The sequence below is a fragment of the Marilutibacter aestuarii genome (assembly GCF_006546775.1).
GTDB classification, from domain to species: Bacteria; Pseudomonadota; Gammaproteobacteria; order Xanthomonadales; family Xanthomonadaceae; genus Marilutibacter; species Marilutibacter aestuarii.
Window position 1 is genome coordinate 67,394 of sequence record NZ_VICE01000066.1, and the last position, 13,841, is coordinate 81,234.

15 protein-coding genes are annotated in these 13,841 nt (G+C 68.4%); 5 read left to right on the forward strand and 10 right to left on the reverse strand.

What is annotated here, in order from left to right; genetic code table 11:
* Positions 1–33: 33 nt before the first annotated feature.
* Entirely contained in the window at positions 34–1,239 is a 1,206-nt protein-coding gene (locus FKV25_RS06960) for an acetyl-CoA C-acyltransferase (RefSeq protein WP_141518062.1), read from the forward strand.
* 87 nt (positions 1,240–1,326) lie between these two features.
* Here FKV25_RS06960 and FKV25_RS06965 read toward each other — a convergent pair whose 3' ends face one another.
* On the reverse strand, positions 1,327–1,659 hold the full coding sequence (locus tag FKV25_RS06965) for a tRNA-binding protein (RefSeq protein ID WP_141518063.1): 333 nt from the start codon (positions 1,657–1,659) through the stop codon (positions 1,327–1,329).
* Between the two features lie 17 nt (positions 1,660–1,676).
* A complete protein-coding gene (locus tag FKV25_RS06970) occupies positions 1,677–2,966 on the reverse strand; it encodes an NAD(P)/FAD-dependent oxidoreductase (RefSeq protein WP_141518064.1) in 1,290 nt (429 codons plus the stop codon).
* Between the two features lie 46 nt (positions 2,967–3,012).
* Between FKV25_RS06970 and FKV25_RS06975 the strand changes: the two genes are divergently transcribed.
* Positions 3,013–3,450 carry a hypothetical protein gene (locus FKV25_RS06975; protein WP_141518065.1) on the forward strand — a complete coding sequence of 146 codons (438 nt, stop codon included), beginning with the start codon at positions 3,013–3,015 and terminating at the stop codon, positions 3,448–3,450.
* A gap of 49 nt (positions 3,451–3,499) precedes the next feature.
* Here the strand turns inward: FKV25_RS06975 and galU are convergent, their stop codons facing one another.
* The 8 genes from galU to cmk form a co-directional block, all read right to left on the reverse strand.
* Positions 3,500–4,414, reverse strand: a complete 915-nt coding sequence (gene galU, locus FKV25_RS06980) for a UTP--glucose-1-phosphate uridylyltransferase GalU (RefSeq protein ID WP_141518066.1) — start codon at positions 4,412–4,414, stop codon at positions 3,500–3,502.
* Positions 4,414–6,327, reverse strand: coding sequence for a polysaccharide biosynthesis protein (locus tag FKV25_RS06985; RefSeq protein ID WP_141518067.1), 1,914 nt, complete (start codon positions 6,325–6,327; stop codon positions 4,414–4,416). The genes galU and FKV25_RS06985 overlap by 1 nt, the downstream gene beginning before the upstream one ends.
* A 7-nt stretch (positions 6,328–6,334) precedes the next feature.
* Complete coding sequence (locus FKV25_RS06990) at positions 6,335–7,333, reverse strand: MraY family glycosyltransferase (protein WP_246071972.1); 999 nt, start codon at positions 7,331–7,333, stop codon at positions 6,335–6,337.
* Positions 7,326–8,504 (reverse strand): lipopolysaccharide assembly protein LapB, encoded by a 1,179-nt coding sequence (gene lapB, locus FKV25_RS06995; RefSeq protein WP_141518069.1) that lies wholly within the window; start codon positions 8,502–8,504, stop codon positions 7,326–7,328. The genes FKV25_RS06990 and lapB overlap by 8 nt, the downstream gene beginning before the upstream one ends.
* A 3-nt stretch (positions 8,505–8,507) precedes the next feature.
* Complete coding sequence (locus tag FKV25_RS07000; protein ID WP_170218574.1) at positions 8,508–8,801, reverse strand: lipopolysaccharide assembly protein LapA domain-containing protein; 294 nt, start codon at positions 8,799–8,801, stop codon at positions 8,508–8,510.
* A 158-nt stretch (positions 8,802–8,959) separates the two neighbouring features.
* Positions 8,960–9,265, reverse strand: a complete 306-nt coding sequence (locus tag FKV25_RS07005) for an integration host factor subunit beta (protein ID WP_141518071.1) — start codon at positions 9,263–9,265, stop codon at positions 8,960–8,962.
* 155 nt (positions 9,266–9,420) lie between these two features.
* Positions 9,421–11,109, reverse strand: a complete 1,689-nt coding sequence (gene rpsA, locus FKV25_RS07010) for a 30S ribosomal protein S1 (protein WP_141518072.1) — start codon at positions 11,107–11,109, stop codon at positions 9,421–9,423.
* A gap of 175 nt (positions 11,110–11,284) precedes the next feature.
* On the reverse strand, positions 11,285–11,953 hold the full coding sequence (cmk, locus tag FKV25_RS07015; RefSeq protein WP_141518073.1) for a (d)CMP kinase: 669 nt from the start codon (positions 11,951–11,953) through the stop codon (positions 11,285–11,287).
* Between the two features lie 157 nt (positions 11,954–12,110).
* On the opposite strand from cmk, the gene ykgO reads away from it, so the two are divergent.
* The 3 genes from ykgO to FKV25_RS07030 all read left to right on the forward strand — a co-directional run bounded on the left by ykgO (position 12,111) and on the right by FKV25_RS07030 (position 13,809).
* A complete protein-coding gene (gene ykgO / locus FKV25_RS07020) occupies positions 12,111–12,236 on the forward strand; it encodes a type B 50S ribosomal protein L36 (RefSeq protein WP_029213509.1) in 126 nt (41 codons plus the stop codon).
* A gap of 198 nt (positions 12,237–12,434) precedes the next feature.
* Positions 12,435–12,767, forward strand: coding sequence for a hypothetical protein (locus FKV25_RS07025; protein WP_141518074.1), 333 nt, complete (start codon positions 12,435–12,437; stop codon positions 12,765–12,767).
* Positions 12,768–12,774: 7 nt separating this feature from the next.
* Positions 12,775–13,809 carry an agmatine deiminase family protein gene (locus tag FKV25_RS07030; RefSeq protein ID WP_141518075.1) on the forward strand — a complete coding sequence of 345 codons (1,035 nt, stop codon included), beginning with the start codon at positions 12,775–12,777 and terminating at the stop codon, positions 13,807–13,809.
* Positions 13,810–13,841 lie beyond the last annotated feature (32 nt).

Below are 13,841 nucleotides of genomic sequence, written 5' to 3' on the forward strand. Positions count from 1 at the left end.
CACCAATGACGAATCACGCTTTCGGAGAAAGCCATGAAGCAAGTACAAGACGCCTACATCGTTGCCGCCACCCGTACCCCGGTCGGCAAGGCACCGCGCGGCGTGTTCCGCAACACCCGACCCGACGAGATGCTCGCGCACGTGCTGCGCAGCGTGGTCGCGCAGGCGCCGGGGATCGACACCAGCCGGATCGACGACGCGGTGATCGGCTGCGCCATGCCCGAGGGCGAGCAGGGCATGAACGTGGCGCGCATCGGCGTGCTGCTGGCCGGCTTGCCCAACACGGTGGCCGCGCAGACGATCAACCGCTTCTGCTCCTCTGGCCTGCAGGCCGTCGCCCTGGCCGCCAACGAAATCCGCCTGGGCAACGCCGACCTGATGCTGGCCGGCGGCACCGAATCGATGTCGATGGTGCCGATGATGGGCAACAAGGTGGCGCTGAGCCCCGAAGTGTTCGCGCGCGACGAGAACATCGCCATCGCGTACGGCATGGGTATCACCGCCGAGAAGGTCGCCGAGGAATGGAAGGTCTCGCGCGAGCAGCAGGACGCGTTCGCACTGGCCTCGCACCAGAAGGCCATCGCCGCGATCGAGGCCGGTGAGTTCCGCGACGAGATCAGTCCCTATGAAGTGCTGTCGCACCAGCCCGACCTGGCCGGCAACACGATCCGGCTGCGCAAGCTGCGGGTCGAGAACGACGAAGGCCCGCGCCCGGATTCCTCCATGGAGGGCCTGGCCAAGCTGCGCCCCGTGTTCCGCAACGGCCAGTTCGGCGGCAGCGTCACCGCCGGCAACAGCTCGCAGATGAGCGATGGCGCCGGTGCGGTGCTGCTGGCCTCCGAGCAGGCCGTCAAGGATTACGGCCTGACCCCGCTGGCCCGGTTCGTCAGCTTCTCCGTCGCCGGCGTGCGACCGGAGGTGATGGGCATCGGCCCGATCGCCGCGATCCCGAAGGCCCTGGCCCAGGCGGGCCTCACCCGCGACCAGTTGGACTGGATCGAACTCAATGAAGCCTTCGCTGCGCAGGCCCTGGCCGTCATCCGCGACTGCGAGCTGGATCCCGGCAAGGTCAATCCGCTGGGTGGCGCGATCGCCCTGGGCCACCCGCTGGGCGCCACCGGCGCCATCCGCACGGCGACGATCCTGCACGGACTGCGCCGCCGCCAGCAGAAGTACGGCATGGTGACCATGTGCATCGGCACCGGCATGGGCGCGGCAGGCATCTTCGAGTCGCTCTGAGCCACCCTGCCCGGCCGCACCCGCCGGGACACGAGCGAAAACGGCGCCCCCGGGCGCCGTTTTCGTTCCACCCGGTCCCCGCGAGGCTCAGGCCAGGCGCGTGCCGTTGGGCACCGCGCGCTCGAGCGCGGTGAGCACCACGCCCGATTCCGTCGGGAAGCCCGTCAGCAGGAACTCGGACATGAACCGGCCGACCTGCTTGGGCGGGAAGTTGATCACGCCCACGACCTGCCGGCCCAGCAGCGACTCGGGCGGATACAGATCGCATACCTGCGCGCTGGTCTTCAGCACCCCGTGCGGGCCGAAATCGACCCACAGTCGCCAGGCCGGCTTGCGGGCCTCCGGGAAGTCCTCCACCCGCAGCACCGTGCCGGCGCACATCTGCACCCGGGCGAAGTCCGCCCACTCGATCTCCGCCATGCCGGCGTCTTCCTGAATCACCCTGCCTCCCTCTCTTCCCGCCACGCTTTCCAACCGTCGCGCGCCATCGCCCACCAGTAGCTCGACTGGGCCGCGGCGAACCCCAGTGGCTTCATTGCCGAGACCAGTCCATAGCCGGCGAAGCGCCGCCAGCGCTGGTCGCCATCGGCAATGGCGCTCGCCAGCAGGTCCCCGGCGTGGGTGGTCGGCGCGACCCCGTGCCCCCCGAACGCCTGCGCGAGCCACAGGCCCTGGCCGATGGGGCCAATCTGCGGCATCTGGTGGCGAGCGTAGCTCATGCGACCGGACCAGGCATGCTCGATGTCGACGCCCTCGAGTTGCGGGAAGACCTTGAGCATGTCGCGGTAAAACAAGCGCCTGACCCCGCGCGGCGAGCGCTCCCGGATCGAGATCCGGCCGCCCCAGAGCAACCGGGTGTCGGCGAGCGGGCGGTAGTAGTCGAACGCGAACCGGGTGTCATAGACGGCCGCCCGCGTCGCCATCACCTCGTCCAGGCGAGCACCCAGGGGGGCGGTCGCCATGACATAGGTCGAGATCGGCAGCACGGCTGCGTCCACGCGTCGCACCAGGCCCGACAGGTACCCGCCGCAGGCCAGGACCACGGTTTCGGCATCGACGCTGCCCAAGGGGGTCTGCACGCGCCAGCCCGCGCCTCGCCGGTGCAGGCCGATGGCCGGCGACGCCTCGTGGATGGACGCGCCCCGCTCGGCGGCCATGCGCGCCAATCCTTGCGCGTATTTCAGCGGATGGAAGTGGAACGCATCGCGCTCGAACAGGCCTTCGCGATAGCGCTCCGTCCGCAGCAGCGAGGCCATCTGCTGTCGCGACAGCCATTCCCACTCCACGCCATAGGCCTCCTGCAGCAGTCGCTGGCGTTCTTGCAAAGGCGCGGGATCGCGGAACCAGTTGGCCCAGATGACGCCACTCTCGTTGAGCTCGCATTCGATGTCGCCTTGCCGGATGCGCTGCCGGATCCGCTCCACGGCCTGCCGCGTGCCCGCGTACAGATCGCGCGCGCGGTCGGGCCCGAGGTCGGCGAGCAGGCTCGCTTCATCCCGCGAATAACCGCCGAAGACGAAACCGCCGTTGCGACCCGAGGCGCCGTGGCCGATGCGTTCGGCCTCCAGCAACAGGACCTCGCCATGCCCGCGCTCCACCAGGCCCAGCGCAGTGTTCAGGCCAGCGAAGCCGCCGCCGACGACGCAGGTGCGTACCTCCCGCCGGCCTTCCAGGGCGGCATGCCGCGTCGCGCGGAGGATTGGATCGGCGGCGTAATAGGTGTCCAATGGGAGGCGACTCCTCGAGCGTCCGGACTGCCGGCCAGCATAGGCGATGAAGACATTCGACACCCACCCCGCCGACAAGGCTTACCGCCGCCGACTGGCCTGGCTTCTGTCGCTTGCCGCCCTGCTGGGCTTGCCGTTGCTGGTCTTCTTCGGGCAATGGCTCGCCGAGGTGGCCGACTCCCTCCGCCAGGCCCCGTCGCTGGAGAGACGCCAGGGCCTCCGCGTCCTGCTCGCCGGGCTGGGCCTGGGGATGGGCGTCGCTGCGGCGGGAATGGCTGCAGCGATCGGGCAACGTCGGCGCGACATCCTCGAGACCACCACCCTGCCGCCGCCGCATTGGCGCACGATCCGCGACGTGAGGATCCTTCGCGGCCAGTCGGCGCTAGCCTGGGGCCGGCGCCTTGGCTGGGCCCGGAATGCCGCGGCAACGATCGCGGCGGCATCGCTGGCGGCATCGGCATGGGCCCTGGTGCATTACGCATGAGCGCGGCAGCGGACGGCGATGCCCACGCCCCGCGCCGGTGCCGGCGGCCCTACTGTATCTCGCGCACGCCCAGTTCGTAGAGTGCGTCCTGCATCATCTGTGCCGCGGCGTCGCTGAGCTTTTCGTGGTCGAGCGCATAGCGGATGGTCGCTTCGATCAGGCCCAGGTGGGTCCCGCAATCGAAGCGAGTGCCCTTGAAGCGGTAGGCATTCACGGCCTCTTCCTTCAGAAGGGCGGAAATCGCGTCGGTCAACTGGATCTCGCCGCCGGAACCGGGGGCGGTGGATTCGAGCAACTCGAAGATGCGCGGGTTCAACACATAGCGCCCGACGACGGCCAGCGTGCTGGGCGCATCTTCCGGCGCGGGCTTCTCGACCATCGCGGTGATGCGGCCCTGGCGGTCGGCGAAGTCTTCGGTCGCGACGATGCCGTAGCTCCCGGTCTGCGCCTGCGGCACGTCCTGCACGGCGATGGTGCTGGCACCGGATGCCTCTGCCGCATCGGCCATCTGGCTCAGCGCTCCGGCACCACGGTTCCAGATCAGGTCGTCGGGCAGCAGGACGGCGAAAGGCTCGTCGCCGATCACATCCTTGGCGCACAGGACCGCGTGGCCCAGGCCCTTGGCTTCGGACTGGGTGACGAAGATCGCGCTGACCCCCGGGGGAAGCACATGTCGCACCAGTTCGAGTTGCTCGTGCTTGCCGGCCTTCTCGAGGCGCTGCTCCAGTTCGTAGGCCTTGTCGAAGTAATCGGCAACGGCATGCTTGTAGCGATTGGTGATGAACACCAGGGTGTCGCAGCCTGCTTGGATGGCTTCATCGACGGCATACTGGATGAGCGGCCGGTCGATGATCGGCAGCATTTCCTTGGGAACGGTCTTGGTCGCGGGTAGGAACCGGGTGCCGAGTCCCGCGACGGGGAATACGGCCTTGCGGATGCGGCGTGAAGCGGGGGCTTTGGGCATCAAATCTTCCTGGCGTTGCGTGCGGGGAAAGGAACGACCGTGGGACTGGGCACCAACGGATCCACCACGGTCTGCTCCGGTACGAAGTCCGGAACGGCCTCGCGAAGCAGGTCCGCGAGGCGCTCGACGTCGTACGACTGCGATGCATCGCGCATGGCCGCGACCGCATGCGAGATTTCCTTGGCGACGATCCGGCGTGGCTCTGCCTGGAGGATCTGCGGATGCGCAGTGGGGCGGTAGCGCTCGTCGGCATGGAACAGCGTCTCGTGGAGTTTCTCGCCCGGGCGCAGGCCGGTGTAGACGACGGCGATGTCGCGACCAGGCTGTTTACCCGCCAGGCGGATCATCTGCTCGGCCAGCAGGCGGATCGGCACCGCCTCGCCCATGTCGAGGGTGTAGATCGCCTCGTGCGTGCCGATCGCCGAGGCCTGCAGGATCAGCTGGCAGGCTTCCGGGATCGTCATGAAGTAACGGGTCACGTCGGGATCGGTCACCGTGACCGGGCCACCCCGGCGGATCTGCTCCCTGAACAGGGGGACGACGCTGCCGGCAGAGTCGAGCACGTTGCCGAAGCGGACGGTCACGAAGCGGGTGTTCCGCTCCAGCGCGAGGGTCTGGCACATCATCTCGGCCAGCCGCTTGGTCGCGCCCAGGACGTTTACCGGGTCGACCGCCTTGTCGGTCGAGATGAGGACGAAGGTACCCACGCCGGCATCGCGGCAGGCGGTCGCCACGGTCGTGGTCGCCAGCACGTTGTTCCTCACCGCCTCGCGAAGCTGGGTCTCCAGCAACGGCACCTGCTTGTAGGCGGCCGCGTGGAAAGCCGCCTCGGGTTCGGACAGGCGCAAGGCATGTGCGATGACCGCGGGATCGCCGCAATCGCCGAGGATGGAGATGTACTCCAGGTCGGGGAAGTCGCGCTTGAGCGCGGCTTCGGTCGTGGTTAGCGCCAGCTCGTCGATCTCCACCAGGGCGATACGGCGCGCGCCGTGGCGCGCGCACTGCCGGCACAGTTCCGACCCGATGGAGCCACCGGCACCGGTGACCAGCACCGAGCGCGCGCCCAGCCAGTGCCGGATCGCCTTCCAGTCCGGCAGGACCGGCTTGCGGCCCAGGAGATCCTCGATCGCGACCTCCTTCAGCTCGCCGGGCAATGACCGCCCTTCAAGGACGTCGGACAGCTTGGGCACCATCCGGAACGGAAGTCCGGTGCGCTCGCACGCGATGACCACGCGCTGCAGGGCCGTGGCGTCGGCCGAGGGCATGGCGATCACCAGCAGCTTGGCCGCGGTCTCGCGGGCGATCTCGGCGACATCACTGACCTTGCCCAGCACCGGCACGCCCTGGACCTTGGTCCCGCGCATGCGCGCCGCGTCGTCCAGGAAACCGACCGGCTGGTAGGTGCCGAGGCGGCGCAGGTCGCGCACCAGGGCTTCACCGGCATGACCCGCGCCGAGGATGAGGATGCGCACCGACGCAGCCGCGGTACGCTCGCTGGAGCTGTCCTTCCAGGCGCGATAGAGCAGCCTGGGGGCACCCAGCAGGGCCATCAGGCTCAACGGATAGAGGACCAGCACCGTGCGCGAGACGAGCTCGATGCGGTTGTAGATCACCAGGCCCAGGGTGATCGCGAGAAGCCCGAGCGCACAGGCCTTGAAGATGTTCCAGAGGTCGGGGACGCTGGCGAAACGCCACAGTCCGCGATAGAGGCCCACCTGCCAGAACACCAGCCCCTGCGCCACCAGGACCAGCATGATCTCGGTCGACCAGAGGGGCATCTCGGGGGGGTTGGGGAGGATGCCGAACCGTAGCCGGTGCAAGCCCTGCCACACCAGCCAGACCATGAAGAGGTCATGCGAGACCACCGCCACCCGGGGGACGATCGCGCTGAATCGGTCGCGCCATGCACTCATTGGACTCTCATATCTCCTTATCGAGGCCGGACTGCCGACCCCCTTGGTGCTCGATGCCTTGCAGGCACAGCCACAAAACCGCGGCGGACATATACCACGCGAGCAGGCTAAATGACATGAAGGACAGGGACGCATCGCGGCAATACCAGGCCACCGCGAGCCCCGCCGCGGCCACCAGGCCGTACGCCAGGGTGACGGGCACGTGCCCGAAGCGGCGAGCCGCGACCTGGTAGGCATGCTGGACATGCGGTGTCCACCAGCGTTCCCCGCGCACCACTCGCCGCAGCAGGGTCAGGCTGGAATCGACCAGGAACGGCGCCAGCGGCAGCAACAACCACGCCGCACCGTAACCGCCAGCTCCCGTCGACAACGCAAGCAGCGCACCGATCGCGAAGCCGACCGCACCGCTGCCGACGTCGCCCATGAAGATCCGTGCCCGCGGGAAGTTGAACGGCAGGAACCCCATGCAGGCGGCGACGAGGGCGAGCGCCAGCGCATGATGGGTCCCCGGGAGGAATGGCAGGCAGGCCAGCACGACGATCACGGCCTGGCTGGCGGCAATGCCATCGATGCCATCCATGAAGTTCCAGATGTTCGTCAGGACCAGCGGCGCCAGGAAACCGGTGGCGATCGCCACCGTCCCCGCCCCCCCGAGGGCCAGCACCGCCGCGAAGGCCGCGGCAGCGAGCGCATGGACCCCCAGGCGCGCCCAGGGCGACAATGGCCGGTGGTCGTCCACCCAGCCCACCGCGGCGACCGCGGCCATCCCGAGGGCGAATGCCAGGAGCACCGGGTCGAGGCTAGGCAGCGCCAGGAAGACGGCCGCAAGCACGGTGCCTGCCACGATCGCGATGCCGCCCCCCCTGGGCGTTGGGACCCGGTGGCTGCGCCTCTCGCCGGGCGCATCGAGCAGGCGCCGGCTCACGGCATAACGCCGCGCGCCCCAGGTGCCGATGGCACCCAGGCAGAAGAAGACGGCCAGCCAGAGGTACGGGCCGTCAGACAACGGCATAGTTCAGCAGCGGCTTGACCGAACCCCACTCCTTGCAGCTGGGGCATTGCCAATGGTGGCTGCGGGCACCGAAGCCGCAACGGCTGCAACGGTAGCTGGGATTGCGCACCAGCAGCTGGTCGGTGATGTGCTTGAGGTCGTGCAGGGTCGCGAGCGGATCGGCGCTCTCGGCGAGGGTGAGATCGATCAACGCCGCCTCGCCGCGGACCGACGGACGGTCCTTGAGCTGCCGCGCCAGGTAGGCACGCGCCGCCGCCACGCCCTCCTCGGCCTCGACCATGCGTGTCAGCGCCAGCACCGGGGCGATGCCGCGGTAGTGTTCGCACATCTCGGCCAGGAAGGTGCGCGCGCCGGTCGTCTCGCCGGTCTTGGCATAGCACGCCAGCAACGCCGGCAGGACTTCGGGCAGGTAGTCGGGGTCGGCCCGGGCCACCCGCTCGAAGGCCCGGATCGCACTGGCGTCCCGCCCGGCTTCGACCTCGATGCGGCCTTCGATCATGCCGGCGCGGACCGAGTTGGCATCGGCCTCGTAGGCGCGCGCCACGGCCGCGCGCGCGGCGTCGATGTCGCCGGCGGCACGGTGGCGCTCGGCGAGTTCGCACTCGAACTGCGCGATCAGCTTGCCCATCGGCTCGTCGGTGGCCGCCTCGTAGCGCCGGGCGTTCTCGATCGCCTTGTCCCAGTCGCGCTCGGACTGGTAGATGCCAATCAGGTGGCGCAACGCCAGCGGCGCGCGCATGTCGAGGGCGACCAGGTCGCTGAACACGGTTTCCGCGCGGTCGAGAAGGCCCGAACGCATGTAGTCCTCGCCGAGTGCCAGCAAGGCCTGGACCTTCTGCGCGTCGCTGAGCCCGGGCCGCTGGACCAGGGCCTGGTGCAGGCGGATGGCGCGGTCGACTTCGCCACGTCGACGGAACAGGTGGCCCAGGGCGACCTGGGTCTCGAAGGTGTCCTTGTCGAGTTCGGCGATATGCAGGAACAGCTCGATCGCCTTGTCCGGCTGCTCGTTGAGCAGGTAGTTCAGGCCGCGGAAGTACGTCGTCGACAGCCGGCTGACCTGGGTGCTGCTGTGGCGCTCGCCTCCGCGTCGGCCGATGATCCAGCCGCTGACGGCTGCGACCGGCAACAACAGGAAGAACCAGAACCATTCGCTGATGAAGGCCATGGCTCAGCGGCCTCCTTCGTCGCCGGCGAGCGTCGCGCGGGGCGCGGCGCTTGCCCTGGGCACCGCCTGGCGCTCGAGCCGGCCAAGGCGGCGGCGCAGGGGCAGCACGACGCTGGCGGCGATCGCCAGGCCGCCCAGCAGCACGCCCGACAACAGGGCCACGATCAACGCGACTCCGAGGGTGGTCGTCACCTGGGCGGCGGCGAAGTCGATGCTGACCAGGTCACGATTCAACGCCCCGAGGATGGCACCCACCGCAAGACAGGCAAAAGCGATGATCAGGCGAATCAGGCGCATGGCGGCCTCGTCGTGCGATGGGGGTGGCGCTAGCTTACCGGTGATCCCCGCGGGCAAGAAGCCGTGCATGCCACGGAATCGGGCCACGAACGCGACACGGGGCGGGATCGAGGCCAGAGAAAAGGGATGGATGCGGTCGGTGGGACCGCCGAACGGCCTCAGGCCGCGGTGTCGCCCTGCGGCATCACGTCACTGACGCGCTCGCGCAGTTCCTTGCCGGGCTTGAAGTGGGGCACGTGCTTGCCGGGCAGCGCGACCGACTCGCCGGTCTTGGGGTTGCGCCCCATGCGCGGCGGACGGTAATGCAGCGAAAAGCTGCCGAAGCCGCGGATCTCGATGCGGTCGCCGGTGGCCAGCGAACTGCTCATCATCTCCAGCAAGGCCTTGACCGCCAGATCCACGTCATCGCTCTTCAGGTGCGCCTGACGTTGCGAAAGGATCTCGATCAGTTCGGACTTGGTCATGGGTGGGACGGGTCGCTCGCATTGATAACTGGATTGAACGGTCGAGTGGCCCGACCGTCATCCGGCATCGCCCCCCTGGACGAGTCCGGCACCTCAGGCAGGGCGACCCGGCCTTCGACCGGGCCGCCCTGGGTACTGCGGTTTCTTACTTCAACTTACTCGGACTTGCCGCCCAGCTGCTCGCGCAGCAGCGCGCCCAGCTTGGTGGTGCCGCTGGCGGCATCGGCATTGGCGCGGTTGTAGTCGGCCACGGCCTCCTGCATTTCCGCGGCGTCCTTGGCCTTGATCGACAGCTGCATCACGCGGCCCTTGCGGTCCATGCCGATGAAGCGCGCTTCGATCGGATCGCCGGCCTTGAGGTGCTTGGTGGCGTCGTCGACGCGCTCTTCGGAGATGTCGCGGGCGGCGATGTAGCCTTCCACGCCGTCGCTCAGCTCGATCACGGCGCCCTTGGCGTCGACTTCCTTGACGGTGCCGCTCAGCATCGAGCCCTTGGCGTTGGACGCCATGAACTGGCCCAGCGGATCCTGCTCCATCTGCTTCAGGCCCAGGCTGATGCGCTCGCGCTCCGGATCGACCGCCAGCACCACGGCTTCGAGCGTGTCGCCCTTCTTGAAGTTGCGGACCACGTCCTCGCCGGTGGTGTTCCAGCTGATGTCGGACAGGTGCACCAGGCCGTCGATGCCGCCGTCCAGGCCGATGAAGATGCCGAAGTCGGTGATCGACTTGACCTGGCCCTCGACCTTGTCGCCCTTCTTGTGGATGACCGCGAAGGTCTCCCACGGGTTGGAGCTGACCTGCTTCATGCCCAGCGAGATGCGGCGACGCTCCTCGTCCACGTCCAGGACCATCACCTCGACGTCGTCGCCCACCTGGACGATCTTCGACGGGTTGACGTTCTTGTTGGTCCAGTCCATCTCGGAAACGTGCACCAGGCCCTCGACGCCCGGCTCGATCTCGACGAACGCACCGTAATCGGTGACGTTGGAGACCTTGCCGAAGACGCGGGTCTGCGACGGGTAGCGGCGCGAGATGTTGTCCCACGGATCCTCGCCCAGCTGCTTGAGGCCCAGGCTGACGCGGTTGCGCTCGCGGTCGTACTTGAGCACGCGCACTTCCAGCTCCTGGCCGACTTCGACCACCTCGGACGGATGGCGCACGCGCTTCCAGGCCATGTCGGTGATGTGCAGCAGGCCATCGATGCCGCCCAGGTCGACGAACGCGCCGTAGTCGGTCAGGTTCTTGACGACGCCCTTCAGGACGGCGCCCTCGACCAGCTTCTCCATCAGCTGCTCGCGCTCGGCGCTGTACTCGCTCTCGACCACCGCGCGGCGGGAGACGACGATGTTGTTGCGCTTGCGGTCCAGCTTGATCAGCTTGAACTCCAGCTCCTTGCCTTCCAGGTACGCGGAATCGCGGACCGGGCGCACGTCGACCAGCGAGCCGGGCAGGAAGCCGCGGACGTCCTTGATGTCGACGGTGAAGCCGCCCTTCACCTTGCCGCTGATGCGGCCGGTGATGGTGTCGTTGTTCTCGAGCGCCTGCTCGAGCTCGTCCCACACCATCGCGCGCTTGGCCTTCTCGCGCGACAGCACGGTTTCGCCGAAGCCGTTCTCGATGGAGTCGAGGGCGACCTTGACTTCGTCGCCTTCGGCGACGTCGATCTCGCCGGCGTCGTTACGGAACTGCTCGATCGGCACGATGCCTTCGGACTTCAGGCCGGCGTTGATCACGACCACGTCGCCGCGGACCTCGACGACGACACCGGTGACGATGGCGCCCGGCTTCAGCTTCGCCAGGTTCTGCTGGCTCTGCTCGAACAGTTCTGCAAATGATTCGGTCATTGTTTGGATACTCGGTTGAACACACGGGCCGGGGGCGTGCTTGACGAGGCACTCGATGCCACCGACCCACCCGTTGAGATATGGCGCGATGCCGCTACGCCACGTGCATGGATTGATCCGCCGCGGGATTGCGACGGGGCTGGTTGCCTGCGGCGGGATGCAGGCCCCGGCAGCCTCAGCGGGCCACCTGCGCCAACACCTGCTCGACGACTTCCGGGATGCTCAGGCCGGTGGTATCGATGCGGACGGCGTCCTCGGCCGGCCTCAACGGAGCCACCGCGCGCTGGGCGTCGCGGGCGTCGCGGGCGAGAATCTCCCGCAGCAGACCGTCCAATGTAACCGAAACCCCCTTGTCATTCAACTGCTTATAGCGCCTTTGCGCCCGTTCGTCGGCGCTGGCGGTCATGAACACCTTGAACGGGGCGTCGGGGAAGATCACCGTGCCCATGTCACGACCGTCCGCGACCAGGCCCGGCGGCCGGCGGAAATCGCGCTGGCGGTCCTTCAGCGCGGCCCGGACCTCGGGGATCGCGGCGATCGCCGAAGCCGCGGCGCCGGCGGTCTCGGTGCGCAGTTCGTCGGTGGCATCGACGTCGTTGACCAGCACGCGCAGCTCGTCGCCATCGTCGCGGAAGCCGATCCGGGTATCGAAGGTGCAGCGCACCAGTGCGCCGTGGTCGTCGAGGTCGATGTCCGCCCAGGCGGCCGCGAGCCCGATGGCGCGGTAGAGCGCGCCCGAGTCGAGGTAATGCCAGCCCAGTCGCTGGGCGACGAGGCGGCTGATGGTGCCCTTGCCGGAACCGGAAGGGCCGTCGATGGTCAGTACGGGGGCGTCGTTCGTCATGGCAGCATTATGTCGGGTCCTCGCCCCGCTACCAGCCCTCGCACGATCGCGGGCCCCGCCGGCGCATGAACCGTCGCCCACAAACACTTGATCGTCAAAGAAATAGCCTGCATAATCGGCGGCTTGATTCTCTTAACCCCGTTTGCCGAGGTCTGTCATGAAGGTCCTGTCCTCCCTGAAGTCGGCGAAGTCCCGTCACCGCGACTGCAAAGTCGTCCGCCGTCGTGGCAAGGTCTTCGTGATTTGCAAGTCGAACCCCCGTTTCAAGGCGCGCCAGCGCTGAGTCCCGGTTCGGCACTGCCGTAACGGAAAGGCCGCCGGAAGGCGGCTTTTCTGCGTCTGGGGCCCGCTCCCGCGCGTCACGCGCCTTTCGGCAGGCCGCTGTGCGCCGGCTGCGTTCGCGTTCCGTGACGGCGACCCGCTGCCCGCCAGCGGCCCGTTGTGCATACAATCCAGCAATTCCATGCGAGGTATCGCCACGATGACGCTCTTCCGCAGCAAGCTGGCCGCCCTGTCGGTCCTGATCGCCCTGTCCGGTGCCGCTTCGGCCGAAACCCTCCTCATCGAGCGCGTGCAGGAAACCGCCAACGCGGGCCTGCCGGCGCGTGGCATGACCATGGCCCAGGTCGAGGCCAAGTACGGCGCCCCGAGCGAGCGCATGGACCCGCGTGGCGGCCAGAAGCGCCAGTGGCCGACCATCAACCGCTGGGTCTACCCCGCCTTCACCGTGTACTTCGAGAAGAGCCGCGTCATCGACGCGGTGGCCAACCAGGCCAGCGCCGACGAGATCGGCCCCAAGCCCCCGATCAACTGAGCCATCGATGCCCCGTACCGAGTTGCGCTTCCCCGCGGAGTGGGAGCCCCAGTCCGCCGTCCTGATCGCCTGGCCGCACGCCGACACCGACTGGTCCGCGCGCCTCGACGGGGTCGAGGACACCTACATCGCCCTGGTCGCGGCGATCACCCGCTTCCAGTCGGTGGTGGTCTGCGTGGCCGATGCCGACATCGAGGCCTATGCCCGGGCCCGGCTGTCCTCGGCGCGCGTGGACATGGACCGCGTGCGCTTCGTCGAGGCGGGCTACGACGACACCTGGCTGCGCGACTCCGGACCGATCACCCTGCGCGGGCCCGACGGCTTCCGCCTGCTGGACTTCCGCTTCACCGGCTGGGGCGGCAAGTTCGAGGCCAGCCGTGACGACGCGCTCGTAGGCACCCTCGAGGACTTGAGGCTTTTTGCCAATAGCGAACGCCAAGAGATTGATTTTGCTCTTGAAGGCGGCGCCATCGACACCGACGGTGCCGGCACGCTGCTGACGACCTGGACCTGCCTGCACGAGCGCCATCCCGACCTCGACCGGGACACCCTCGGCGAACGCCTGGCCACCTGGCTCAGGCAGGACCGGGTGCTCTGGCTCGACCACGGCTACCTGGAAGGCGACGACACCGACGCCCACGTGGACACCCTCGCCCGCTTCGCCGCCCCGGACGCCATCGTCTACCAGGCCTGCGACGACCCGGACGACAGCCACCACGACGAACTGGCGGCGATGGCGCGCGAGCTGGCCGCACTGCGGACGGCCGACGGTCGCCCGTACCGCCTGTTCCCGCTGCCTTGGGCCCGCCCGGTGATCGACGAGGGGCGCCGCCTTGCCGCCAGCTACGCGAACTTCCTGATCATCAACGGCGCGGTGCTGATGCCGGCCTACGGCGACAAGGCCGACGCGGCCGCGGCGGACGTGCTGGCGCGCGCGTTCCCGGACCGCGAGATCGTGCCGGTGCCCTGCCGCCCGCTGATCTGGCAGAACGGCAGCCTGCACTGCATCACCATGCAGTTGCCGGCAGGCCTCCTGGGCTGAGCCCGGGAATCCTGCCCCGAACCTCCTCCCCC

Coding starts and splice junctions, on each gene's coding strand:
- FKV25_RS07000 (WP_170218574.1), bottom strand. CDS start 8,801: ATGCGCCTGATTCGCCTGATCATCGCTTTTGCCTGTCTTGCGGTGGGT.
- FKV25_RS07030 (WP_141518075.1), top strand. CDS start 12,775: ATGCCCCGTACCGAGTTGCGCTTCCCCGCGGAGTGGGAGCCCCAGTCC.
- FKV25_RS06985 (WP_141518067.1), bottom strand. CDS start 6,327: ATGAGTGCATGGCGCGACCGATTCAGCGCGATCGTCCCCCGGGTGGCG.
- FKV25_RS07025 (WP_141518074.1), top strand. CDS start 12,435: ATGACGCTCTTCCGCAGCAAGCTGGCCGCCCTGTCGGTCCTGATCGCC.
- cmk (WP_141518073.1), bottom strand. CDS start 11,953: ATGACGAACGACGCCCCCGTACTGACCATCGACGGCCCTTCCGGTTCC.
- rpsA (WP_141518072.1), bottom strand. CDS start 11,109: ATGACCGAATCATTTGCAGAACTGTTCGAGCAGAGCCAGCAGAACCTG.
- FKV25_RS06960 (WP_141518062.1), top strand. CDS start 34: ATGAAGCAAGTACAAGACGCCTACATCGTTGCCGCCACCCGTACCCCG.
- FKV25_RS06975 (WP_141518065.1), top strand. CDS start 3,013: ATGAAGACATTCGACACCCACCCCGCCGACAAGGCTTACCGCCGCCGA.
- galU (WP_141518066.1), bottom strand. CDS start 4,414: ATGCCCAAAGCCCCCGCTTCACGCCGCATCCGCAAGGCCGTATTCCCC.
- FKV25_RS06965 (WP_141518063.1), bottom strand. CDS start 1,659: ATGGCGGAGATCGAGTGGGCGGACTTCGCCCGGGTGCAGATGTGCGCC.
- ykgO (WP_029213509.1), top strand. CDS start 12,111: ATGAAGGTCCTGTCCTCCCTGAAGTCGGCGAAGTCCCGTCACCGCGAC.
- lapB (WP_141518069.1), bottom strand. CDS start 8,504: ATGGCCTTCATCAGCGAATGGTTCTGGTTCTTCCTGTTGTTGCCGGTC.
- FKV25_RS07005 (WP_141518071.1), bottom strand. CDS start 9,265: ATGACCAAGTCCGAACTGATCGAGATCCTTTCGCAACGTCAGGCGCAC.